General features: G+C 46.0%; 17 protein-coding genes. 4 read left to right on the top strand and 13 right to left on the bottom strand.

The window, feature by feature from the left end:
* The first annotated feature begins 174 nt into the window (after positions 1 to 174).
* The 3 genes from ACSQ8O_RS15695 to ACSQ8O_RS15685 are packed head-to-tail and all read left to right on the top strand — an operon-like array spanning position 175 to position 3,877.
* Positions 175 to 1,263, top strand: coding sequence for a GerAB/ArcD/ProY family transporter (locus tag ACSQ8O_RS15695; protein WP_436242459.1), 1,089 nt, complete (start codon positions 175 to 177; stop codon positions 1,261 to 1,263).
* The gene (locus ACSQ8O_RS15690; protein ID WP_436242458.1) at positions 1,260 to 2,732 is read left to right on the top strand and encodes a spore germination protein; all 1,473 of its coding nucleotides are present in this window, start codon (positions 1,260 to 1,262) and stop codon (positions 2,730 to 2,732) included. The genes ACSQ8O_RS15695 and ACSQ8O_RS15690 overlap by 4 nt, the downstream gene beginning before the upstream one ends.
* The gene (locus tag ACSQ8O_RS15685) at positions 2,729 to 3,877 is read left to right on the top strand and encodes a Ger(x)C family spore germination protein (RefSeq protein WP_436242457.1); all 1,149 of its coding nucleotides are present in this window, start codon (positions 2,729 to 2,731) and stop codon (positions 3,875 to 3,877) included. Before ACSQ8O_RS15690 ends, ACSQ8O_RS15685 begins: the two co-directional genes overlap by 4 nt.
* A 100-nt stretch (positions 3,878 to 3,977) precedes the next feature.
* Here the strand turns inward: ACSQ8O_RS15685 and ACSQ8O_RS15680 are convergent, their stop codons facing one another.
* The 3 genes from ACSQ8O_RS15680 to ACSQ8O_RS15670 form a co-directional block, all read right to left on the bottom strand.
* Positions 3,978 to 5,639 carry an FAD-binding dehydrogenase gene (locus ACSQ8O_RS15680; protein ID WP_436242951.1) on the bottom strand — a complete coding sequence of 554 codons (1,662 nt, stop codon included), beginning with the start codon at positions 5,637 to 5,639 and terminating at the stop codon, positions 3,978 to 3,980.
* 128 nt (positions 5,640 to 5,767) lie between these two features.
* Positions 5,768 to 7,498, bottom strand: coding sequence for an AAA family ATPase (locus ACSQ8O_RS15675; protein WP_436242456.1), 1,731 nt, complete (start codon positions 7,496 to 7,498; stop codon positions 5,768 to 5,770).
* An 89-nt stretch (positions 7,499 to 7,587) separates the two neighbouring features.
* Positions 7,588 to 7,878 carry a hypothetical protein gene (locus ACSQ8O_RS15670; protein WP_236291176.1) on the bottom strand — a complete coding sequence of 97 codons (291 nt, stop codon included), beginning with the start codon at positions 7,876 to 7,878 and terminating at the stop codon, positions 7,588 to 7,590.
* Between the two features lie 424 nt (positions 7,879 to 8,302).
* Between ACSQ8O_RS15670 and ACSQ8O_RS15665 the strand changes: the two genes are divergently transcribed.
* Positions 8,303 to 10,468: an S-layer homology domain-containing protein gene (locus ACSQ8O_RS15665; protein ID WP_436242455.1), complete on the top strand. Its 2,166-nt coding sequence runs from the start codon at positions 8,303 to 8,305 to the stop codon at positions 10,466 to 10,468.
* A gap of 367 nt (positions 10,469 to 10,835) precedes the next feature.
* Here ACSQ8O_RS15665 and ACSQ8O_RS15660 read toward each other — a convergent pair whose 3' ends face one another.
* The 10 genes from ACSQ8O_RS15660 to ACSQ8O_RS15615 form a co-directional block, all read right to left on the bottom strand.
* Positions 10,836 to 11,756, bottom strand: a complete 921-nt coding sequence (locus ACSQ8O_RS15660) for an IS3 family transposase (RefSeq protein ID WP_436241947.1) — start codon at positions 11,754 to 11,756, stop codon at positions 10,836 to 10,838.
* Between the two features lie 11 nt (positions 11,757 to 11,767).
* Positions 11,768 to 12,088, bottom strand: coding sequence for a transposase (locus ACSQ8O_RS15655; RefSeq protein WP_436240722.1), 321 nt, complete (start codon positions 12,086 to 12,088; stop codon positions 11,768 to 11,770).
* A 311-nt stretch (positions 12,089 to 12,399) separates the two neighbouring features.
* Complete coding sequence (locus ACSQ8O_RS15650; protein WP_436242454.1) at positions 12,400 to 13,506, bottom strand: rhamnogalacturonan acetylesterase; 1,107 nt, start codon at positions 13,504 to 13,506, stop codon at positions 12,400 to 12,402.
* 18 nt (positions 13,507 to 13,524) lie between these two features.
* Positions 13,525 to 14,721: an FG-GAP-like repeat-containing protein gene (locus ACSQ8O_RS15645; protein ID WP_436242950.1), complete on the bottom strand. Its 1,197-nt coding sequence runs from the start codon at positions 14,719 to 14,721 to the stop codon at positions 13,525 to 13,527.
* 95 nt (positions 14,722 to 14,816) lie between these two features.
* Positions 14,817 to 17,384: a hypothetical protein gene (locus tag ACSQ8O_RS15640; RefSeq protein ID WP_436242453.1), complete on the bottom strand. Its 2,568-nt coding sequence runs from the start codon at positions 17,382 to 17,384 to the stop codon at positions 14,817 to 14,819.
* A 123-nt stretch (positions 17,385 to 17,507) separates the two neighbouring features.
* Positions 17,508 to 19,853, bottom strand: a complete 2,346-nt coding sequence (locus ACSQ8O_RS15635) for a helix-turn-helix domain-containing protein (RefSeq protein WP_436242452.1) — start codon at positions 19,851 to 19,853, stop codon at positions 17,508 to 17,510.
* Positions 19,854 to 20,098: 245 nt separating this feature from the next.
* Entirely contained in the window at positions 20,099 to 20,602 is a 504-nt protein-coding gene (locus ACSQ8O_RS15630; RefSeq protein ID WP_436242451.1) for a hypothetical protein, read from the bottom strand.
* A gap of 203 nt (positions 20,603 to 20,805) precedes the next feature.
* Positions 20,806 to 22,392, bottom strand: a complete 1,587-nt coding sequence (locus ACSQ8O_RS15625; RefSeq protein WP_436242450.1) for an extracellular solute-binding protein — start codon at positions 22,390 to 22,392, stop codon at positions 20,806 to 20,808.
* Positions 22,393 to 22,439: 47 nt separating this feature from the next.
* A complete protein-coding gene (locus ACSQ8O_RS15620) occupies positions 22,440 to 23,324 on the bottom strand; it encodes a carbohydrate ABC transporter permease (protein ID WP_436242449.1) in 885 nt (294 codons plus the stop codon).
* 33 nt (positions 23,325 to 23,357) lie between these two features.
* Complete coding sequence (locus ACSQ8O_RS15615) at positions 23,358 to 24,329, bottom strand: ABC transporter permease (RefSeq protein WP_436242448.1); 972 nt, start codon at positions 24,327 to 24,329, stop codon at positions 23,358 to 23,360.
* Between the last annotated feature and the right edge of the window lie 241 nt (positions 24,330 to 24,570).

Raw genomic sequence — 24,570 nt, 5'->3', positions numbered from 1 at the left:
CAAAACCACTCCGTCCAATGGAGTGGTTTCTTTCGATTGAACATCTCTTTTATTGTTTGCGAGCCACTTGTTCATTGTTCCAACCAATAGCATCCATTTCAGGGAAATTGTATAAACTCCAATAAAGTGCGGCATACTACAGGAACAAATTACTAATAAACATCGGAGGTTTTAATGAAAAATGGTTCCATAACGTTTTTGCAAACATCCATGATGTTTATGCTTTCTGTTGGGCTACTGAACCATGTCATTATCATTCCGTTGGTGTTAGATAAAGCACAACGCGACAGTTGGATCTCCGTTCTGCTTGCAGGCGCTTTTTGTATGATTTGGGTCGTTCTGCTTTATTCGGCTATTGCTAAAAATCGAGAGATACGTTTTTTTCAATGGCTAAAGCTTACCTACGGTGCAACGGTATCCTACCTAATGGCAGGGATTGCTAGTTTGTACCTTCTTACTTTATCAATGATTACGTTAAAAGATACCGTTACTTGGATCCATCTATCATTCGCAACTAGCACGCCAAAATTTGTTTTAGCATCTGCTTTGTTAATTGTTTGCGTTTACAATGCTTATAAAGGGATCGAATCTATAGCAAATACAGCAGTAATCTTTTTACCCTTAGTTGTAATTTTGGGATTTTATGTAAGCATCGCTAATTATCCTAACAAGGATTACTCCTTACTTAAGCCATATTTGGAGCATGGCATGATGCCAGTCTGGCATGGTGTTATTTATGTTGGTGCAGGTCTAATCGAGTTATCATTGCTATTATTTATGCAGCATCACATTCGTACTCGCATTTCATTCATGTCACTTGTGTATCTGGCCTTAATACTATTAGGGCTTACAATTGGTCCTCTTATTGGGTCTATCATCGAATTCGGTCCTAAGCAAGCTTCACATTTGAGGTTCCCCGCCTATGAAGAGTGGAGGCTCGTGACAATTGGCCATTTTATTGAACACATGGACTTTTTAAGTATTTATCAATGGTTTAGCGGGGCATTCCTGAGAATTTCTTTGAGTCTTTTTTTGATAACCGACATTCTAAATATTGAAAAAAAAGGGAGAAAATTGTTATTTCTTTTCCTCATATGCACTATCCAGTTAATAGCGATTAGTTTGCCTTTTAGCGATCCTAAATTTATCAACCTGTTAACAGAAATCTTGTTACCCCTTATATTTTGGGTGATGTCGTGCTATTTCCTAATTGTCATTGGGCTAATTCATTTCGGAAACAGATGGAGAAGAATAAAATCATGACCAATACATTAGATCAGTTGGATTCTATGAATGATGAAACATTTCAAACCTTTCGGCAACTGTTCAAAGACTGTAGCGATGTACTCACGAACAAGCTGACTGTTTCGCAAAAGAATGGAACTTCATCCACTTTACTCCTGATATATTGTGAGGGGTTGTGTGATGTTAATCGGATTAATGAGTTTTTTATTCCTCACTTGATTGAAATGTTTAAAAACCATGTCATATCCGATGACACTGAACTCAGGCAGCACCTGCCATTCCATCTTAACTCCATCCCGCAAGATCTAGATATGAATTTTATCATGAATAAAGTATTTAATGGTGAATTATTAGTTTATTTTTATGACACAGCCTCCTTATATGCTTGGAATCTGGCCAATGCGCCACAGAGGAAAACGGAGGAAACAAATGCGGAGATTTCGGTAAAAGGTCCTCGAGATGGTTTTATTGAAGAAGCGAAGACCAATGTCGCATTAATTAGAAAAAGATTAAAGACAAATGCTCTGGCAGTTGAAGAATATACAATCGGTACGCAGACGCAGACGAAATCAATGCTACTATATCTGAAAGATAGTATTAATCCAGTCGTAGTAGAGGAGATTCAATCCAAGCTGGCCAAGGTCAAGGTTAAAGGCCTGATTAGCACTACACAACTGGAGGAGCTGCTAGTCGGTAATACGTTATTCTCGAAGTTTGCGTATACGGGCAGACCCGATTTTGCGGTGAACTCACTCATGCATGGCAGGTTTGTCATTGTGGTCGAAGGTTCTCCAACGGCGATCATTGGGCCTATTAACCTGACCTTTTTGTTTAATACTTCGGAAGATGCCTATACACTTAATTTATTTGTCATGTTTACACGGACTTTAAGGCTATTTGGTATCTTTCTTTCTGTATTTCTTCCCGGATTTTGGATTGCATTGCTTACCTATCATCAGGATCAGCTTCCTTTCACTTTGCTAGGAACACTTGTAATGTCAAGGCAAGGTGTTCCGTTGCCGGCGACTCTCGAAGCCGTTGTCATGGTTTTACTGTTTGAATTATTTCGTGAAGCAGGCATGCGCTTGCCATCCACTATCGGACAGACAATATCCGTTGTGGGCGGATTGATAGTCGGACAAGCGGCGATTAGTGCGGGAATGACGGCACCAGGCATTCTTGTGGTGGTAGCCATCTCGGTATTAGCATCGTTTACCATGGTAAATCAAAACATGGTTGGCCTAGTTAGTCTGCTGCGATTAGTCATATTGCTGATTTGCGGTCTGCTAGGATTATTCGGATTATTGATATGTATCTTAGCTATTGCCATATATATGGTCAATCTGCAATCCTTTGGCGTGAAATATTTAAGTCCGATTGTTCCGATCAGCTTCCGAGACCTTTACAAAATTGTATTCCGAATGCCTTGGGGGAAGAAGGAGGAAGTACCAGATTTTACCCGAAATAACGGAGATGAGCAACCGTGAAGATAATACGGCAATCACTGGTTTTTGGACTAGTCTCTCTAATGCTTACCGGATGTTGGGGAGCCAAAGAAATTGAACATCTCGCTTATGTCAATTCGATCGGAATTGATTATGTGAATGGCAATGTCGTATTTTACACCAAAATGATTAGTTTTACTAATATTGCCAAGAAAGAATCCGGGGCAGTATCTAACAAGGAGCTTGTTTCCATTGGCAAGGGTAAAGGAAAGACAGTGGATGAGGCTATCTTTGATCTCTACAAAACGGCGCAGCAAAGACTCTCCTGGAGCCACGTGAAAACTTTGGTGTTTACAGAAGCAGCGCTGCGACAGGATGTCATTCATAGCATTTTAGATCAAATGGACAGATATTTCGAGTTTCGGTACACCATTTGGACGATGGCAACCCGCGGCTCGATCGAGGATATGTTTAACGTATACCCTACCCAAAACATGTCTACCCTTTATTCACAATTAAATAACCCGCTTGACCGATATTCTCAAAGCTCGTTGGTTGCTCCTCTATATTTGTACAAATTTATTTGGAAATGGGAAGAAGACGGACAGATATTGCTCCTTCCCGTCTTAAGCATCAATGAAGATAGCTGGATAGAAAATAAGAAGTCGTCACCACAGCTTCAACAAGATGGCATATGCGCCATTCAAAATAAAAAATTGACTGGGTGTTTTAAACTTGACGATATTAAAGGTCTACGTTGGATGGAGAAAAAAACGGTACGTACCCCATTAATGCTTCAGATCGATCAAGAGCCGATAGCGATGATGATTATGTCAAAAATCAAACCTTCCATCGAACCCAAACTATCAGACGGAAAACTAACGTTTCAAATTAACGTCAAAGTGCAAGGTTCGATAACGGAACAGGAAAAGCCTGCTACAGAGAAAGAACTGGTAGATCTCGCAAGTAAGGAAATAAGAAGGCAGATTCAGAAAACGTATCTGATCGGACTTAAATCAGGTACTGATCTTCTTGGTCTTTCCAATATGGTCTACCGATCCAACCCAAAGGAATGGCATCGCTTGAAGGAAGATGGCAAACTACCATTAAACCCTGAATCTTTAGGAGAGATTGATGTGAATGTAGATTTAGTCGATGTGGGGATTGCTAAAATAATTAAAAAATAAGCAGCGTTCAAAAGAACACGTTACAAGGAATCAATCTATCTATCAATTAACAAAAACCTTCACTTCCACTTGCGTGGCGGTGAAGGTTTCTTTCACATTGCTACAGCTTATTTAGTTCTTTCGCAACAGCTCGTCCCGCTACTCGTCCAGTAAATAAGCATCCTCCGAGGAACGTCCCCTCCAGCGCACGATACCCGTGAAGACCCCCACCTCCGAAACCGCTTGCCTCACCAGCAGCATAAAGTCCTGGAATCGCCTCTCCCGCTTGATTCAGCACACGACCAGATAAGTCCGTTTGTAATCCGCCTAACGATTTACGACTAACGATATTCAATCGCACAGCGATAAGCGGTCCATTAGCTGGGTCTAGTAGACGATGCGGTTTCGCAACACGAATTAATTTATCCCCGATATAATTACGCGCGCCCCGAATGGCTGTTATTTGCAGATCTTTGGTAAAGGGATGCGCGATCTCCCGATCTCTCGCTTTAATTTGCCGCTCAATATGGTCAAAATCAAGCAACTTCTCCTCCGTCAACGCATTCATGCCAGTGACCAGCTCAGCCAATGTCGGAGCAACGACGAAATCCTCTCCCTTATCCATAAAAGCTTGCACCGGAGCCATCGCTCCTGGCAGTGCTCTGGACAACACTTTGGGGATGCTTTTTCCCGTTAAATCTGGATTCTGTTCGGAGCCTGACAATGCAAATTCTTTTTCAATGATTTTCTGGGTCAAAATAAACCATGAATAGTCGTAGCCAGACTTTTGGATCGTCTCTAACGTGCCTAATGTATCAAACCCCGGGAAGTTAGGGGCTGGAAAACGCTGACCACGCGCATCTAACCAGAGTGAGGATGGCCCCGGAAGAATACGAATACCATGATTATGCCACACCGGATTCCAATTCTTGATCCCTTCCGTGTAGTGCCACATCCGGTCACGATTCACTATCCTCCCTCCGGATTGTTCCGTAATGGCGAGCATCCGGCCATCGACATGTGCAGGCACACCAGTGAGCATGTGCTTAGGTGCTTCACCAAGCCGACTCGGCCAATATTGGCGGACTAATTTGTGATTAGCACCTATTCCACCACTACAGACGATCACCGCTTGCGCATGGTATTCGAATTCACTAATCACCTCACGCGAGCTCGCTTCCCCGCGAGCCGCCGTGCTAGCCACAAGCACGGAACCTCTAACACCCGTAATAGCACTACCGCTTTGAATAAGCTCGTTCACGCGATGACGTGGTCGGTACACAACAAGCCCATTAGTCATGTGCGCCCTGACTCTCTTCTCAAATGGCTCAACGATGCCTGGTCCTGTTCCCCAAACGATGTGAAAACGAGGTACAGAGTTGCCATGCCCCTCAGCCAAATAACCACCGCGTTCGGCCCAGCCGACAACTGGGAAGAAGCGGATCCCCAAGGCATACAGCCATTCCCTTTTTTCACCAGAAGCGAACTCGACATAAGCCTCCGCCCACTTGCGGCCCCAGTAATCCTCGTCGTCTTCACGATCAAAACCAGCTGATCCCTGCCAGTCCTGCCAGGCTAGTTCTTGTGAATCTTTAATTCCCACCCTGCGCTGCTCGGGGGAATTAACAAGAAATAAGCCGCCGAATGACCACCAGGCTTGTCCACCAAAGGATGCCTCTGGTTCTTGGTCCAAGAGCAGCACCCTTTTGCCAGAATCCGCAATCTCTACCGTTGCCACTAAACCTGCGAGTCCTGCTCCAACCACAATAGCGTCATAGTTCATGATCGAGTTCTCCTTTGATTCTGTCTCTTCTCTTGCTAGTCTTAATCGATCTTTTGCCAAAAAAATGGCCTCCTTCTGACCACTATAGCCAAAAAGGAGGCAATCCAACGAATGGAATGTCCATCCGTTTACGAATCCTTGAGATCTTCTTCCATGTCGTCAATGACGACAAGTGATTTTTCAAGCGTAAGCTTTCGCAGAGGCTTCACCTCAATTGCCCTAGGACGTGAGTCGCCATAAAGTTCAGTAAAGATTTCTTCAATTTCATCACCTGTCAAATCTTCACGTTTCAGCAGCTCTTCCGCAATCTTGTGGACGAATTCCGTATATTCGTTTACAAGTTTCTTGACCTCGAGCATTTGCTCTTTAAGCAGCTCATTAATTTGTGGTCGAAGTGCTTTAAGTCCATCCGCGCGCGAACCGACCGCTAAGAAGCTGAATAGTTCATCGCCCATCCCCAGCATCCCGAGATACGCACCTGCAATTTGGGTCGCATGCTGTAAATCTGACGTTACGCCGTTTAATTTCTTGTGCAAGAATTCATCTTCTACCGCACGGGCTGCCAGACAAACCTGAATCTCTGCCAACATCTCAGAGTCGCTGCGGTTATATCGCTCATGTGTCTCTTTCGTAGCCGAAAGTCCAAGAGCACCGCCACGCCTAACAATCGTCACTTTCCATACACGTTCATGAGGCTTAAGCAGAAATTGTGCTACCGCATGACCCGCTTCGTGATAAGCAACATTCCGCTTTTCATCATCGCGCATTGAGCGCAGCGGTTGTTTGAGCCCCCACTCATAGGTTTCCATAGCAGCTCGGAAGTCTTCATAGCTCGCCGCCTGTGCACCACGTTGATGTGCGATAACAACAGCTTCGTTGACGATATGCTTAATTTGAGCTGGGCTGTAACCAATGGAATCTAGACCTGCTTTTTCCGCGGTTAGCGTTTCGTCCAGCTTGACCTTTTTCAAATAGTATTGGAAAATATCAACCCGACCGTCATAATCCGGGACATCCACCCAGAGTTGTCGATCGAAACGACCCGGCCTGAGCAAGGCTGAATCAAGCACATCAGGCAAGTTGGTAGCAGCTACCGTAAGCACGGGCGGACGTTCTGCCTTTTTACGGCGTAGTCCTAGAGAGCGTAGCATTTTTACAATTTTGGAGGTATCAATATTAGGTGGGTCCATTTGCAGGAGAAGTTCGTTCAGAAGGCCTGAACCGCCGCCCATCCCCATCATGCCCATCATCCCGCCGCCAGCACCGCCGCCTTGTCGGCTCATCCCGATCGCATCAATCTCATCAATAAAGATGATACAAGCACCGTAGACGCGTGCAAGCTTGCGGGCTTTTTTGTAAATCCCCATCACCTTGAGGTTACCTACACCGAAGAACATATTCTGAAAACTTGGTGCAGACGCGTAGGCAAAAGGAACTTGTGCTTCATTTGCAATAACCTGTGCTAAGTATGACTTCCCAGTACCTGGCGGCCCACAAAGCAATAATCCACGAATCGCTTCGCCGCCCATTTCCTTGAACTCTTTGACACCTTTAAGCAGGGTCACAATCCGTTTCGCATTTTCCACAATTTCAGGGTTTCCACGATAATCATCCCATGTCGATCCGGTCTCTCCAGGCAGAATCCAGTACGTTCGTCCTCGAGCCAGGAACCAGAACAGCGCAACAAATTGAATGATCATAAAGGCCATAGCGAAAACAAGTTGCATCAATAAAGTCGCAATACTTATCGCTATTCCCCAAGCGGTCGGCCCACCTGCCCATAACAGCCCGCCAAACAACACGATGGCTGCTAGCCAGAGGATGAACTTTCGCCATCTAATCCATTGATATCTCCTCATGGCTACACTTCCTTCATATGATTAAGTTTGAATATCCCTATGAAAAAACAACATTATTGGCCCCGCAAGAAGCAGGGCCACAGCAACGATTATTGGAATTTTTTAATGATATCAATCACGTACTTGGCCATCACAGCAAGACCGCAAATGAAATAAAAAATCACCACAATCCACCCGGTTGGATCGAAAGAAATCATAGATAATAGAACCGTCAGTGGCAGCACATAGTATAGGACATCTTTCAAATAACCTAGCACGACTGTAGGTCCAAAGGAGCCAACCCAGAAGGATTTGAAGAACGCAATAAGAAAATCAATCAACATAAAGCCAAAAATGCCCCAAATCGTGTAAATTATCCAGCCCTCAATTGTATTTGTCACTTTTCATCACCACCTTCCTACATACTATGCTAGGATTACTGACGGGTGAGAGATCAGTGGGCAACAAGCAATGAGCCTGAAATATTTACCTTCTATTACTTACTTCATTCAGCTTTATTTTCCTTCTCAATTCGAATTGTTTTAAGAAAAATATATTACTTTTTTTTGAAAATAAGACCGAAGAATGCAGCGGAATCTTTGAAAATCAACCAAGAAATAGCTTCTAAATCGCGAAAGCGCAACCAAGCTAATGATATTCAGCGATAGAAACGAATGAGTTGAAGTTGATTTTCCTTTTTTTACAAATCAACACCCAGAAAAACCCATCTACTCCCGAATGCTGTGAGTAAGATTGACTAACTCAAGCACACACCGCAGGGTCGCAATTTCTACTCATTTATTTTATTAAGGAGAGAAGAAAAAGATGAAGCATTCGCGAATGAAAAAACTGCTTATCCCCACCCTAGCCCTCACACTTGTAATGACGACTGGCACAACCGCTTTCGCTCAGAATGGTCGGGACCACAAGGATGATGATCGTAACAACAACGCGCGCCAAGTTTTTGACAAACGCCCACAAGCAGCCATCAAATTTGACTTCAAAGACATCAAGGGCAAAGAATTCGAATGGGCTTTAAGCTACATTATGAGTCTAGTCTCTAGACGTATTTTCGATGGGTATCCCGATGGTACCTTTAAACCACAAGAAACGGTCACACGAATCGAGGCCATAACAGCAGCTGTACGGTTAATGGGACTCCGCGATCAAGCCGAATCCGATGAAGAAAAAGCGACGAAGCTAAACTTCAATGATGCAGCCAGTGTACCTTCGTGGGCCGTCGGATATGTAGCAGTCGCATTGGAGAACGATCTTTTCGCCGAATCAGATACGAACGTCAACCCGAATCAACCAGCTGATCGCCTCTGGGCCACCACACTCCTCGTGAAAGCTTTGAAGCTTCAAGACGAAGCTGAAGCCAACATGAATGCAAGACTCCCTTTCTCCGACTCATCTAGCGTACCTGCGGGTTCGGTTGGCTATGTCAAGGTCGCCGTTGACAAAGGTCTCGTGAACGGATTTGAGGACAATACATTCCGACCTAAACAGCTCGTAACTCGCGCACAAATTGCAGCCTTATTGGATCGCGCAGGTAATCAATTGCCGGGCAGCATTGACGGACTCGTGACAGGAACTGTCGTGGCGCCAGTCAGCGGTAATGTACTAACCGTCCGAACGAACGGCCAGAACATCAATTTGACATTAAATCCCGATGTGTTTATTTATCGAAATGGTGCCAAAGTCAGTCCTTCCGCCTTGCAAATAGGGGACGTCCTGAAGATTCGTTCCAATGATAATGCCATCATTTATATCGAAGTCTCTCAGCCAAGCGGAGGCAACCCGACAACACCTACTCAAGCCGTTGGTGTCAAGACGGGGATGGTAACTTCCGCGATAACTGGCAATACACTCACCCTTTTAAGTAATGGGCAAACGATTTCCCTTCCTTTGAATAGTAATGTTCTTTACTTCCGTAATGGCGCTCAAACGACGGCCGCAGGCTTGCAAGTAGGTGATATTGTAAGCACGCGCTCCTACAACTATGGCATCAGTTATGTAGAAGTAACGCAATCTGTGGGCACCGTCGGTACGCCAACGAATTTCGCTTCAACGATTACTGGCACGATGACTTATCCGATCAGCGATAACACGTTACTTCTAACCACGTCTACTGAGCTTCAAGGCGTTTCATTGAACAGTAATACCATCGTTTACAAAAATGGTGCATTTACAACTCTTTCAGCGCTTCAGGTTGGCGATATCCTAACAACGTACGCCTATAATCATGTGGCTGCTGTTATTGAAGTAACCAAAAGTGTGTCCCCGGTAACGACGACAGGTGAGATGACGGGAACTATTTCTGGCCAAATCAACAACAACTTAATCACGCTCACGAGTGGCGGACAATCATACAGCCTGCAGCTACACGCAAACACCTCTATCTACTCCGATGGTGTTCAAACGACGAGCGGCGTATTGCTGCCAGGTCAAGTCATTAAAGTGCATTACTATAACGGCGTTGTGCTCCATGCCGAAGTCCTTCAGCGTGCAGATGGCACCTCGGTTACACAGCCAACTATTGCCCAGCTCACTGGTACGATCATTTCAGCTACGAACAATCTTATCGTTCTTGTAAGTGGCAATCAGGCACAAGCGATTAATCTGAACGACAAAGCTTTCATCTATCGCAGCGGCACTCAGGTCAGCGGTTCAGCGTTGCAGCCAGGTGATATTGTCAAAATCCGCTCCTACAATAATTCAGCCATCTATGCGGAAGTCACACAGCTCACTAACGGTAACACTCAGAACTTTAGTGTGTCTGGAACGTTTAACAGTGTAACCTTTACGAATCAAGGTAAAATCGCTACAATCACCATCAATCAAACAGGCTCCAATGGAAGCAACGTGACAACGACTTACAACGTGTCCTCATCCGTAAGTATTACTGGCAACATGTCAAATTTGGTGTCAAATCACGCCATAACGCTGCAAGGCACAGGTGCGTTGATTACGAGCATCAACATTCAGTAGTCAAAGAAAAGAGGGTCTCCCAAAAGCCATGGAATTGGCGGGCGGGGGCCTCTTTTTTTTGAAAAGCTACAAGAAATCGTAGCAACTACGTACGATTCACCTGGAAGCTACGCCTCCAACGTTGCTTGTTTAGGTTGTGGAGACAGCTGTGGAGCTTCAAAAATGCAAAAGAGCATCCTTTTGACTCGAAGTAACTTAGCTAGCTGAAAATGCTTGCGAATAGGCAACTATTTCTGGAGGTTTGGCTCATTTTGGAACTTTTTGGTCCAAAAGGTTGTATTTTTGCACTAACGGCTAGGCCCCTTTAATCCGGAGTCTTAGCCTACAGTCTTTGCTCATTCTTAGAAATACTCTTTATTTCGAGCGTTTACATGGAATTATGAAATGCTGATGAGTCGTCGAGCGTCTTTACCCATTCCGAAAACTTCCTTGGTGGCATTAACTTCAAACTACCGTGCATCTTACGATTGTTGTAAAAGTCCATATAGTCGTCGAGCCCCTTATACGCTTCATCAAAGGTCATGAAATCTCTTTGACTGAAGAGATCGCGTTCTAGCAGGCTATGGAAAGACTCGATGAAGGCATTCAAGTTCGGGGTTCGTGGCGGTATGCGCTCATGGACTAGATCAAGGCTCTCGCAGGTGTCTTGAAATAACTTGCTAATGAATTGTGGCCCGTTGTCCGTTCGAACGACGGGTAACGTTTCATTTGCTGTTGTCCGGTTCTGTAACGCGTTCCACAGTGTTTGGACGGCATGTTTGGCTTCACATACCCGACCCTTGTATTGTCCAACGACGACGCGGTCGAACACATCAATAATACTGAGTACATAAAAGAAACGTTCCTGTCCAATGACATAACCATACTTAATATCCATTTGCCAGAGCTGGTTGTGCCCCGTAATGGATCTGTTTTTCGCTAATCTGCGAGGATGTGTTTGGATCCTTTTGCGTTGTTTTTGAAGGATTCCTAGCTCTTTACACAAGCGATACGACTTCTTTTTGTTCAGTATCACACCACGTTGGTTGCGAACACATTGTGCTAGAAGCTTATAGCCGTAGACATGTTCTTCGCCTTCAAGGAGTTCGAGCAGCCACTCTTTGATCTGTTCGTCACTAACCGTATCCCCCGATTCCGTAAGCGAATAGCCAGGCACTGGACGCCCCATTACAGCAACTTCCGGGCTTTTTGGTTCCAATTGTGCAGCTCGCTTTTTCCGATCATAGTAGGTGGATTCTGACAATCCAAGTATGCGCAGAACCTTTGCAGTTGGATTTCCCCGCTTAATAAATAGGTCTGCTACTTCAAATTTTTCAGATAAGCGGGGTTCTTCTTTTTTAGCAGCTCACGTAAAATCTCAATTTCTAGTTCCTTTTCACCAAGCACCTTACAGGCCTTTTCATAGCGTTCTTCAACTTTTTGTAGCCTTTGAAGTTCCTGTAAATGCTCGTCAGCCTTAGGTATTTCTTCTTGTGGAATGGAATCACGATGCTCCCTAATCCACTCCCGGATAGTTTCTGGATGAATGTCGTACATGCGGGCTAACACCCCAACCTTAACTCCAGCCAATGCTTCTTTAACAATTTTAAGACGTTCTTCTTGGTTCAACCTTTTTCCCATACCGGATCATCTCCCTTATCCCTATTTTAATAAAATGGGTAGGAAGACTCCAGTTTCTTTAGGGGGCCTAGGAGCTAATACATCTTAATTCAGGCTATTTGCTTAAAATAAGTGTACTTTTGCATCTTTGACCCTATATTTCAGTGTGACTACACGGAGTTGGGGGTGATAGGTTGGCGGGAGGTTGGCGGGAGGTTGGCGAGAGGTTGGCGATTCGTGCGATTCTCGCCTCAGCCACAAATTCGCACAAAAAAAGGAGCTAAGCGCAAAACACGCTTAGCTCCTTTTCCACGCAACAGTGCCCACCTGCATCACCGCAAATACAAGCTAAGCGGCTGCAGCTTTAAATCCTTCAAGCCGGCATGAACCAGCTTCGCAACTTCAATCCCGCCCAACTGCTGGAAATGCGTGTTGTCTTCCACGCCATCCGGGAAATTCATGAACTCACCTGGCGCAAGCCACATGAATAATCGCTTCGTCCCCTCAGTCCCTAACGCTTCAAACAACGCCTTGCTGCTAGCGGCAAGATCGATTAAAGGCACTTCTTCCGCCGCAGCTAACTCGCGCATCGCAACCAGATAGTCGCCGTGCGTATCACGCAGCATACCGTCTTCCTCGAAAAAACGTCGTTGCACAGACGTGATCAGAATCGGATATGCACCTCGCTGCCGGGCGCCGTCGATATAGATTTTCAGCGTTTCCTTGTAGGTGGAAAATGGCTCCGTAAACCGCGCCTCATCTGGCTTCTGGTCATTGTGACCGAATTGGATGAGCAGGTAATCGTGGGGCTTGATTTTGCTCCAAATCGTATCCAATACTCCTTCGCCTATAAAACTCAATGAGCTCCGTCCCGACAAAGCAAAATTGGCTACCACCGCATCTGCTTTGATGAGTAGTGGGAGCATTTGTCCCCAGCCCGCGTACGGGTACCCGTCTGTCGGCTGATCGGTCACCGTGGAGTCTCCTGCGAGAAACAGCGTACAAGCTGTAGGCACAGGCTCGATTTCCAGCGCATTGATGCGCGGTGCTCTACCCGTGAACGTTAGCTTAAGCTGCCCGTCAAAGACCCATACAGAGAAGCTCGTACGGACAAAATGCCCCGCAGAAGTGCGTTGCTTATGAAGCATAAGTCTTCCTTCACCTGTAGTGATCGTCGTTTCCGTTTCAGCGATTTCATCACCTAACAGGATCGAAACGCGATAGGTCCCGTCCGGAACATCCACCAGAAACGAAGTGTCCAACGGTATGCAGAAATCTCTGCGTAATGAGCTAGGCTCGTCTCGATCCTTGGCATGAACATTTTTCACATTACTAAATCCATATCCAACTGATTTCTCATACTGGGCTGCCGGAGTAATCTTGGTGTAACCTGACTCCGGGTTCCCGACCCCGAAATCAAACTTCAACACGTGTGTCATGGTAGATTTCCTTTCTCTTTACAACGGAATTTCGCCGCCAGGATATAAGGTTGAGCTGGACAAGCGTTTGGGTTGCGGTAACTGTACACCGGATAGTCTTTCTCGCAATGCAAGCGGCCTACTTGCATAAATAGCGGCTGTGTCGTCATTATAAATGATCACTTGCTCTGTCCCGCTACCACATATATCAGCATGTACAGCATATCCGTTTAGTGGAAATTCAACAACAACGTTCATTTCCCCATCATACAAAGATGGCCACACGCCACCGCCTCTGCGGTAAGCAAGGATTAAATCCGCAGAATTGACATCCCACCCGCGAAGTGGTTCGATAATCGTCAACCAACCATCCGTTTGGCGATCTTCCTTCCAGATCTCTTGACCTTCGCTGTCCAGCAAAAACAAGCCGTCCTTCCCTTTCAATCCCTTCCCATCATCCTCACGAACGAGTCGATCCAATCCTGCTATTTGCAACCCTGGCTTATCGCTGCAGAACCTGCCCAAAGCGATATGCTGTGATTCAATCGAGCCTTCATAGCGCCATAATTCTTTCCCGAAGCGGTCATACATCACCGTAACACTTCCGCCAATCACAAGCTCGGGCTGTCCATCGCCATTCACATCTCCGACCCAGATACAATCGGCATGATCCTCGAGATTCTTACAGCTCCACAGCTTCTGACCATCATGGTCCAACAGATCATAACCAGCCATGACCTCGTCTTTCCCATCTCCATCCAAATCGTAGACCCATGGAAAATGTCCAGGATTGCCTTCATGCGTCCATAGTAGATTAAAATGACGATCGAGCGCCCACATCCTGTGGTAGCGATCTTTCAGGATAATGTCGCTGGCGTATTCCCCGCCAGTCAAATTCGCCACGATGATGCAATCATGAGCATGCTCATGCGGCAGCTCGTACGAAGCTTTCACCTCGCCAGTCCCCCCGTTCAGGATGAGAAACCGCCCATCCATCACGCACAGTACTTCTAACTGACCATCGCCGTCGATGTCAGCGATTTGTGCAGGGTAGTCGGACCCTGCGCTTCCAGCTCCCGAATCAGGCTTTCCTGTCTGCCACAGCAGATTGCCCTCCAGATCAAACGCCGTCAGGCACTGCACCTGATGGGGAATATATCGAACATCCTGCCGGTTGTCAGGATGCACCAACAGCATCTCCATACGACCGTCGCCGTTCAGGTCGCCTAGGAGCATTTTACAGCGCGGGCCAGCCGCGCGAATGTCTACCTTGCCAAGCAAATAAGGCTCTTTGCTCACTTGTTCCACAGCCAATTCCTCCTATCATCTGTCTATTGGGGGAGCCAATCCGAGATAAGCTCAAGTGCAATAATCGTATTCAATGACCATTGTGCGGCCTCATTCGTATTCATCCAATCGATTTCTTGCAAAGTATCCACATGCGTGACGATGGAAGCTTCCTGCTGAAGATCAACCTTAGCGAATGCGTTTCCGAGCAAAATAGCCCAGCATTTCTCAGCTGTCTCATCGTCCCGCTTATAAAAGGCACCATAAGCAGTGATCGCTGCACTCAGCACAGGATGCTCGAAATTTTTCGTGGATATCTGACCATTGGTCAGCTTATCCTTCTGCTCTTGTGTTTGGTTGTAATACACGCCAAGCTCCGCCATCATGTCTTCCCATTCGGGGTCCTTCAACATACCAGCAAGCTCGAACCACACCTGCGGTCCTCCCATACATATGGCCAAATGCCTGCCCCAGTTATCGTCACCAAGTGGCGAGAGCACGCCTGTTTTCGGATCATATCCATAGGTAGGTCCCGAGATCAGCCCATAATTGGCATCCTTAATACAGTTAATACCTACCAAGATTTTGTCCCGATACGACGTATCTTCATAGCGCTCCCATCGTGTCATCCAATTCGAGCTGAAAGCTGCCCAATCCGGACCCACACGGATATGCGTTGGATGCTCATCCTTCGGAAAGTAAGCACGCATCGGATCCAAATTCACCGTGGTGAAATCCGAATCACGGACTTCATCCATGATATCCCCAATTCGCTCATCAGCGGTCAAATAATAGAAGTATCGATGTAAACCCGCCATCCCAATGCGAGCCTCCTTGCATCCGCAGCCCCAATGGACCACATTATGCCGAGACCCTAGTCCCGCATATTCGCCGAAATGGTACAGGTCCACTTCACTTGTGTGCCGAGTCATCGCTTCAGCCATCCGGAAGATATCCACTCGTCCCGTACGCAGGAACATCACCCATAGCCACATGTTGGGCGCAAGCTCTGTATTTTGCCAAGCACAGCCGCCTAAATCATAGTTCCATACATGCCGAACAGGATCATAACTATGCATGTAATCGCCGTAATCCCAGAATCCATACCACTTTCGTTGCTCAACTTCATCTTGATAAAAGGTAATAATGCCATCCAGCCGATTCTCCAGCTGCGCTTTCACTGGATGACTACGGTCTGGCAGGCTCCAATATCCGAAAGCTCCCGACTCGTGATAATACCCAGGCTCGCAAATCAGTAGCGATGGATTTTGCGACTCCTCCTGCATGTGCTGCAGATTTTCCCCATCCGGCGTCCCGCTTGTACACCACAGCATCAATTCACTCGTATTCGCAATGCCATAAGGTGTGGCACGCATCTCTTCTGCCCCTTCATATGAAGATTCCACGTGAGTTTCTGTGTCATAGTGACGAAGGTCCATCGGTGTCCCGTCTGGAGACCACAACCAGATCGTAAATGCAGCCTCCGAAGCTGCTGTACCGTGTACCTCCAAGCTAGATGGATGCTTCTCCCAGAAGTGTCGCAGTCCCACCGCTAAGCCGCCACCTTCACCGCCGACATAGCCCAGACCGCCAGCTCGCGCGCCGTCTGTCACCTTGACCCAACTGCAGCCTGCTTTCGTCCGCTTCCAAATGCGGTAATGCTCGGATGAATCTTGTACGAGTTTAAAGCTATCCCACGTTGCCGAATCATCCAGCAGTCCAAGGAAATACGCATCTTCTGCGGGGTCAAATGTCGTCAATTCACCTGCCGTTTGACGCTCAAATAATTCTCTATACTTTCCTTTGGTTCGACGAGTATGTAACGTTTTGGGCGATTCGCTAAAATAGCCACGATCCCCTGCCAAACGGATATGCCGATTGTATTGGGCCCCTCTCATCGGCACCGTGAAACGAATGCCTAGGCCTTTAATGAAATCCTCATGAGGATTTCCATCATATTGAAACGTGTGCACGAGTTTAATCGTTTCCTGCCCCGCATACACATACATACGCAGTGTAAAAGGCAGCCACTCTCGCGTTCCCGTCGTCGAGCGAAGTCTGCCATCAAGTTTAACGACAGCCCGAATCGGGCCGTCTTGTTCAACAACAGCGCGTACGACACGGCTTTCGAAAGTCTCCTCGCGACTTATCCGTTCACCCGACGCCTCGCTGAGTCCTTCTTTCAAACCGATCAACTCGCCACCGCTGCAAATCTCGTTGCCCTCACGAACGATGCTGCGGAGCCATTGTTTCCCTTGCTTGCCTATCGTGCAAATCATGACGCCTGTGTCCAGCGAAATGACATCGTCGGTTTCCGATACGACTAAACGATGAACGGGATCCTGCACACTCCCTTTGCGAATGGCAAACCCTTCACCAGAACTAGGAAGGACTGCCGCCGCATGCGCGGACCATTTCACGCTCCCATCCGGCCAGTAAGCCGTCGGCCAGCTTTGGACGGGTACGGCGTCTTGGCCGTCACTGGTTTCCAACCGTAATGACTCATCGCGTCCAAGCTCTCCCTCACGCCATGGAATTCCCCACGTTATCCCTACAGGTTTTGATGCCTCTTTGTTTAACCAACGCAGCTTAATTGCCGAATTCGAAGCCAAGCGATCATCTCCTTTTCACATGTAGCCCTATTGTAGAAAGCGGAGCTCTTGCGAACAAGGGGACATTATTGCTAAGCAGTGATTCAGCGGATTGCACTTTTTTGGCGAACTCATACATTATTGCTAGGATGTTCGACTGAGCTCTCGATAGCGCGTTGGCGTCATGCCCTCCAGCTTTTTGAAAATCCGATTGAAATACGTATGTTGGTATCCGACCTGATCGGCGACATCGTTGATTCGCATTTCCGAATCTCTTAGCAGTTCTTTAGCTTTGTCCATGCGCAGTTCCGTCAAGTAATCGATAAAGTTTTTGCCGGTCACTTGCTTAAAGGATCTGCTAAGGAAAAATGGATTCGTCCCCGTATGCTCCGCACAATTATCAAGCGAAATATCCTGTCTGTAATTATTTTGCAAATAAATCATCGCTTGTTCGATAATCCGTTTCACTTGAGCGTCCGAACGACCTGACATCTCCCTCATGAAGGGACTTAGCACTTTATCCTGAAACCATGCAAGAATTCTCGTAGACTCTCGAATCTGGGAAAGCTGTTCATATAAGTTCGCACCCTTGAAGAGGCGATTCGGATTAATCCCGGACACCATGATGGCGTGCTGAACATTGCCAAGCAAATGCAACATCCCTTGCTGAACCTCAATTTCTTTGGCACCTTTGCAGGTTAAAACCTCCAGGAAAGACACCAGCAGTTCACTTGCTTCCCCTTCTTTTCCTGTCCGTAAGGCTTGAATGAGCTCCCGCTCCTGTGTAAATGGATATTGCAACTCCATGTCTTCATCTCCTGCAAAATTGTCATGCTCCATATCGATAATCTGATTCACATTCTCGAAGTAACGATAGCTAACTGCTTGCTTCGCTCGTTCAAATGCGATTGGCACATCTGAAATCAGTGATACCGGTCGGCTGATCGCCAAGGTCATGCGCATTTTCAAAATACGGTTAATCGACTGCTTCAAATCATCACTAAAAGCTTGGGTGGCTTCCGTATAAGATTGATCCTCAGGCAGGATGAGAAGAATACCCGCTGTTAAATCGTGAAAGTTAAGGGTATGACGCTGTTCAAAATACTGAGCCGCCAGCTCATCAATCATATTCACGGCTGCAAAAGTAACAAGTCCCTCTTCACCTAGCCGGAAGTTCCCCTCCATGCTCGTCATCCCAATCAACTGGACATAGAGGACAACGAATTGCTTATCCTTCACGTCCCATTTAAAACGTTCCATCCGATGGCGTAAATCGTCCTCTGAATACGCATTCAAATATCCTTGCAGCAGTTGGTGCAGAAAGCTGTCCTTGAGGTGGGGAAGCTGTTCTGTCAGCTTCGTGTTCAACTCTAGACTCTCGTTATGCAAATTCATCCACTTCGACTCCAGCAATGTGAATTCATCCGCATGCTCATGGTGAGTCGCGCTTCCCCCCAGCATTGCAACAAGCCTTTTGACAGGTAAATAAATGCGACGTGAAGCCAGCCATGCAAGAATAGCCGCGAGCAGCAATACCGCAAGACTTACCGTGATAATCAACTTGGAAATAAAGACTACCGGTGATGTGATACTCGAAATCGGCGAGGCGGATACATAGGTCCAATCTTCTGCAATTCTGGCCAAGCTACCGTACGATACCGTGTATGTAGAGCCTTTCCAATCCATAAAAAAGGAACCTTTATTGCCTTTTAGTGAGTCAATTTTGTCACGAAGAGCGCTTACAAATGGAGATGACGACGTGTTCCCGTTTGCTGAAACGAACAGTTCTCCAGCGTTCTGAATCAGAAATGTCTCCCCGCCATCATAAGGCGTCAGCGTATTGAGCATATTGGCCACCTTCTGACTATCAAAACGGAAAACTAAGACCCCGAACGGTTTCAAACTTCCACCGGGAACTTGATGAACGAGCGTTAAATCTTTGTTATCAGGACGATTCGCATCAAATGACCATTGCGTCCAGTAGGTCGTATTTTGACCGTGGATGAGAGGTTCATACCTAGAAGCTGTCGCTGCTGTTCGATCATCTATCTTCATATATTCAGGGTTGAACAGAACAGAGCTTGTTCCACCCACATAAAGTTCTGCATGCTTCACCATCGCATTAGATCCCTGCATCGCGACCAGCGTTCTGGTAATATCCTGAGTCCGTTCGAAATTTCTTACAAAATCAAACCCATTTAAACTATAGTCAAATTTATTATCAAACGCCCAGTGGGATAGCAACAGCTCCAGATTGCCTAACTGGTCATCGATATTTTGCGACCTTTGTTCGATTTGCCGATAATGCAGTTGAAGCAGCTCACTTTCCACGCGCCCACCTGCCATCCAATATACGAGGACTCCCATCACTAGCCCAGGAATACCCGAGACGATGAAGATCGTAATCAGACTCTTTTTGTAAAAGCGGCCTTGTCCACCGATCGTTTTGCTTAAACTTCTTGCCAGACCTTGTTTCAATGCTCGGAACATGCTCTCACCAACCGTTCGAAAGTTTAGTTTGGAGCGAAGACTTCAACTTAGAGCGTATACCGGATGGCAGTCGGATGGAAGTTAATTTCCAGAGGAAATACATTACTTTTCCGACTTTTTGTGTTTATAATGCAGTGGTGAAGGAGATCAAGTTTCTCCACGCTTATGTGGTAAAAAAAGACAGCTCCCCAACTGTCAGGGAACTGCTGCATATCGTTGCGGAACGATAGTCCGCTATTCATCACTTATATCGAGAAATTTTTCATCAATGGCATTATAAATGAAATAACACCCATGCCCATTTTCATGAAGCTGCCGATGTTGCCAAATATGCCGCCTGCCCCACCTGTACTTCCAGCTGCCCCTTGACCAAGTCCGCCGAGCAAGCCCCCAAGTCCGCCCCCTGACGAACCTCCTCCTCCAAGCAAGCCACCGAGCCCCCCGCCACCTAACATCCCAAGCATGCTGCCTAATCCACCTAAACTGCCTAGACTAGAGATTTGTGCTTTGGATTTGCTTTTCTTGCGGGTAAGTTTTTTATTTGCCTTGAAGCCTTGAAGAATGACTTGATTGGCCTCAATGTCTTCCAAAATACCGTAGTAGACAGATCCATCTTTAAGCCCTATACAAACCGGTGTTCCTAAATGAGCTCTCGCTTGTGCAGCCATTGCGGACGACGCTCTGGCAACTGATTTTTGTAAGACATGACCGCGTTTATGTTTACTTTTGGACTGATATTGAGGTTTCATGCAGCTCACGCATCCTTTAAAAGTAGTTATTCTTGTCATCTTATGTTCAGCAGACAAGTTTGGACTAAGCTTTTAAGGACTTATTTAATTAAATAAAGACCAGCCTTACACACTATTCCTAGTGGTAGACTGGTCTTTGTTTTTCAGAAAAGGAAAGAGCACCCTGTCGGGTGCCCTCGCTCATCGCTTTCACAAATGCTAATTTACTTCTTCGCAGCAGCATACAAGTCGTTCATTTCTTTCACCAAATCATCTCCGCCTGATTTCTTCCAAGTTTCAAAAGCAGCCTTCAGAGCCGCTTCGTCACTTTGGCCGACGATAAATTTAATACGCGCGTCGTTGATGATGTTATCCAGCTGTTGACCTTTTTGCGAGTACACTGTGGAGATGAATGGCTCAACTGGATTGGCCACGATGTTTGCTTCTGCTTCTTTTTGAATCTTCGTCGTTTGCAAGCGAAGCGGTGTTTGCTTCACTTTCAAGCCGCGATCTTCCGGTATAAATGGCAGCATTTGGTTCAAACCTTCGACTTCGGACTCGAGAAGAGCTGTATCCTTACTCACAACAAGCGCGTCGCCATCCTTCGTATAATGCTTGCCTTCGATACCATAGCCAGCTAACGTTTGAAGATCCGGCTCATTCATTTGATCTAAGAATTTCAGCACACGTTTCAGTTCATCCTCCGTCTTCACGGTGGATTTCGAAACAGCTAGAATACCAGCAAATCCAGAGGTAGGCAGCGCTTTCAAGCCATTTTTGCCTGTAACGCCAATCATATTATCTACATAATGAATGTTAGGATTATCTTTGCCATCCTTGGCAAGCGCAGCATGAATTTTATCATCCATACGCGCGGCATTATCGGTTACGTCTACGATGACCCCTGCTTGATTGTTGGCAATTGGATCGTTCCACTTCGCGGAATCAAACACAGCAAAATCCTGATTAATTAACTTCTCATCATATAGTTTCTTCATAAATTTAAGGGCTTCCAGATATTCGGCGGTTTGATGCTCAGGTACGAGCTTCCCGTCTACAACGCCCCATTTGTTCGGTGCTCCGAACCAGAGTTTCATAATATCAAAGCCGCTTGCCCATTGCCCCGTCCATTTGACCAATACCATGCCGTATGTGTCGTCTTTGCCGTTTTTGTCAGGATCTTTTTCTTTAAACGCCTTGAGCATATTGTAGAAATCATCAATGGTTTTCGGCGGTTGCATACCAACAGCTTCCAACCAATCTTTGCGATAGTTAATCCCATTTCGACCCAAAGCACGACCACGGTAAATACCGTAGTTTTTGCCATCGACCGAAGAGTTGTTCATAATGACTTGGTTCGCTTTGCTGAGGTTCGGATAATCCTTTAAATATTTTCCGATATCCCAGAAAGCACCTGATTTGGCCGCGTTTACAAAGCTTGGATTCTTCACATCACCAACATAAATGATCTGAGGCAGCTTGCCTGAAGCCAATGTAATATTAAATTTATCTGTGTAGGAAGCGTTCGGGACCCACTCCAGATGAATATTGGTGTTCGTTTTCTTCTCAATTTCAGTCGTAACAGGACCATCATCCTTCGGGAAATTCGTTTTGAAGATCGGAAGCATGATGCTTAGGTCCAGTGGAGCTAGATTCTCTGGCGCTTTGGTCTGTGTAGCTGCTTGTGTGGTTGAGGCGGATGCTGCAGGTGTAGCTGTTCCCTCTTTGTCATTGCTGCAACCAACAATTGTTGTCATGACAGCTGTTCCTACAGTTGCTACGGTAACCCATTTCTTCGCATTTTTCTTCATCTAAACATGCCTCCTCTAAGTTATGGACTTGCCTCTATCGTAATCCGTTACCCCTTGACCGAGCCGATCAAGACCCCTTTAGCAAAATGCTTTTGCAGGAACGGATAGACAAACAAAATTGGGATAGTTCCAACCACGATAACAGCCATCTTGATGGATTGCTCGGGCGGTTTCACGAAATTAGGATCCATGGAGTTGAGATCGCCAGCAGCAGCTTGAGATAGTAAAACAATCTGTCTAAGCATCACTTGCAGCGGCCATTTGGCCGGATCGTTGATGTACAGCAAGGCTGAAAAGAAGTTGTTCCAATGGCCCACAGCGTAAAATAACGTGAAAGTTGCCAGTACAGGCATGGATAGAGGCAATACGATCCGCCAGAGAAGGCCTATTTCTGTACAGCCATCAATTTTCGCTGCTTCCTCCAGTTCAGGTGGGAGCTCTTGGAAGAAGTTTTTAACAATAATCAAGTTAAAAGCGCTAATCGCTCCAGGAATCATTAAAGCCCAATAGGTATCCAACATATGCAGTTCGCGAATCACGAGATACGTGGGTATCAATCCACCACCAAACAACATGGAGAAAATAATCAGATTCAAAACGGTGTTTCGTCCCATCAGGGTCCGCTTGGATAAGGCATACGCCATCGTCACGGTGAAGAACAAGTTCACGATAGTGCCCACAACCATCACATAGAGTGAGACTCCAATACTTTTTACAATCGTATCCGTCGAAAAGATAAACTTATATGCCGTCAACGTAAACGTCTCTGGTATGAGAAAGACCGCGCGTTTCGTCAGCTCTGCATCCGATGCGAAAGACCCTGCTATGACGTAGAGAAATGGCAGGATAGCCACGATGCCAATGATGCCAAGGAAAATAAAATTGCTTATATCGAAGATGGTTCCGGAGACGCTTCTATATTGCTTTGCCAAAACCGCTCTCCTCCTTTATCCATAATATTCGTATTAATAAATGCCGGATTGTCCGAAACGTTTCGCTGTCCAGTTCGCGCCGAGTACCAAGATGACACCTACCACTGCCTTGAACAAGCCGACAGCTGTACTATAACTAAACGCGCCTTGTGTGATCCCCATCATATAGACATAGGTATCGAACACTTCCGCTACATCTCTGTTCAAAGGATTTAGCATAAGGAAAATTTGTTCAAAACCATTATCAAGAACGTCTCCCATCCGTAGAATGAGGAGGATAACGATGGTGCTGCGAATCGATGGCAGCGTGATATGCCACAGCTGTCTAAAGCGGTTGGCCCCATCCATGATGGCTGCTTCATATTGCTCGACATCAACACCAGCCAGTGCGGCTAAAAAGATAATCGTGCCAAAACCGCACTCCTTCCACATCGTTTGCATAATAATCATCGGCCTGAACCATTCCGGGGTGGCTAAGAAGTTAATTTTATAACCAAAATACTTCTGTAAGAGCTCGTTAATGAGTCCACCTTCCGTTGTCAGGAAGACATAGGTTAAGCTGGCCACGATGACTAAAGATATGAAATGAGGCACATAAATCAATGTCTGAATGGTTCGTTTATACATATTGACCTTGATTTCATTTAATAGAAGGGCCAGCACAATCGGTGCCGGGAAGTAAAACACCAAATTATATAACGAAAGCAACAACGTATTGCGCAGGAGCATGAAAAACTCTGGATTCTGAAAAAACACACGAAAATGCTCCAAACCAACCCAATCACTCTTCCAAAAACCTAGAAAAGGCTGATAATTCTTAAAGGCAAGTAGCACACCCCACATGGGCACATATTTAAAAATAATGAAATACAATAAGCCCGGCGTTAGCAATGCGTAGATCCATTTATCCTTGCGCAACCTTGCCCAGACCTGTGATCTGCGAAGCCCTTTCGCCTCGCTCACCTGAACCAGCTTTCTGTTGCTAGGAGCAGCTGCCTGCTTCATCCTTTTCACCTCCATGTCATGATCGCCTTGTGAGCGTTTGTAGCCCTATTATGCATCTCCTGTGATTTACCGCCTATCAGACATTCTTGTAAGCCCTTCCAAATGATTAAATTCGTGTTGTATCAAGAAAGTGCAAACCCGTCAAAACAGTTGAAACTTCCTAATTTACCCAGCAAGAATGTGTTATTGCCCCTGAGTAAAATAGCACTTATAGTAGAAACTAACTTTCTGATGAAAAGGA

The sequence above is a fragment of the Paenibacillus sp. LjRoot56 genome (genome assembly GCF_964253335.1).
Taxonomy (GTDB): domain Bacteria; phylum Bacillota; class Bacilli; order Paenibacillales; family NBRC-103111; genus Paenibacillus_E; species Paenibacillus_E allorhizoplanae.
This window is presented reverse-complemented; position numbering and strand designations above follow the sequence as displayed.

Bases quoted from the DNA above. Each gene is read 5' to 3' on its own strand.
- ACSQ8O_RS15645 (WP_436242950.1), bottom strand. From the start codon at position 14,721: ATGCTCCTAGGCGACCTGAACGGCGACGGTCGTATGGAGATGCTGTTG.
- ACSQ8O_RS15690 (WP_436242458.1), top strand. From the start codon at position 1,260: ATGACCAATACATTAGATCAGTTGGATTCTATGAATGATGAAACATTT.
- ACSQ8O_RS15675 (WP_436242456.1), bottom strand. From the start codon at position 7,498: ATGAGGAGATATCAATGGATTAGATGGCGAAAGTTCATCCTCTGGCTA.
- ACSQ8O_RS15615 (WP_436242448.1), bottom strand. From the start codon at position 24,329: ATGAAGCAGGCAGCTGCTCCTAGCAACAGAAAGCTGGTTCAGGTGAGC.
- ACSQ8O_RS15650 (WP_436242454.1), bottom strand. From the start codon at position 13,506: ATGACACACGTGTTGAAGTTTGATTTCGGGGTCGGGAACCCGGAGTCA.
- ACSQ8O_RS15665 (WP_436242455.1), top strand. From the start codon at position 8,303: ATGAAGCATTCGCGAATGAAAAAACTGCTTATCCCCACCCTAGCCCTC.
- ACSQ8O_RS15625 (WP_436242450.1), bottom strand. From the start codon at position 22,392: ATGAAGAAAAATGCGAAGAAATGGGTTACCGTAGCAACTGTAGGAACA.
- ACSQ8O_RS15680 (WP_436242951.1), bottom strand. From the start codon at position 5,639: ATGAACTATGACGCTATTGTGGTTGGAGCAGGACTCGCAGGTTTAGTG.
- ACSQ8O_RS15695 (WP_436242459.1), top strand. From the start codon at position 175: ATGAAAAATGGTTCCATAACGTTTTTGCAAACATCCATGATGTTTATG.
- ACSQ8O_RS15655 (WP_436240722.1), bottom strand. From the start codon at position 12,088: ATGGGAAAAAGGTTGAACCAAGAAGAACGTCTTAAAATTGTTAAAGAA.
- ACSQ8O_RS15635 (WP_436242452.1), bottom strand. From the start codon at position 19,853: ATGTTCCGAGCATTGAAACAAGGTCTGGCAAGAAGTTTAAGCAAAACG.
- ACSQ8O_RS15630 (WP_436242451.1), bottom strand. From the start codon at position 20,602: ATGAAACCTCAATATCAGTCCAAAAGTAAACATAAACGCGGTCATGTC.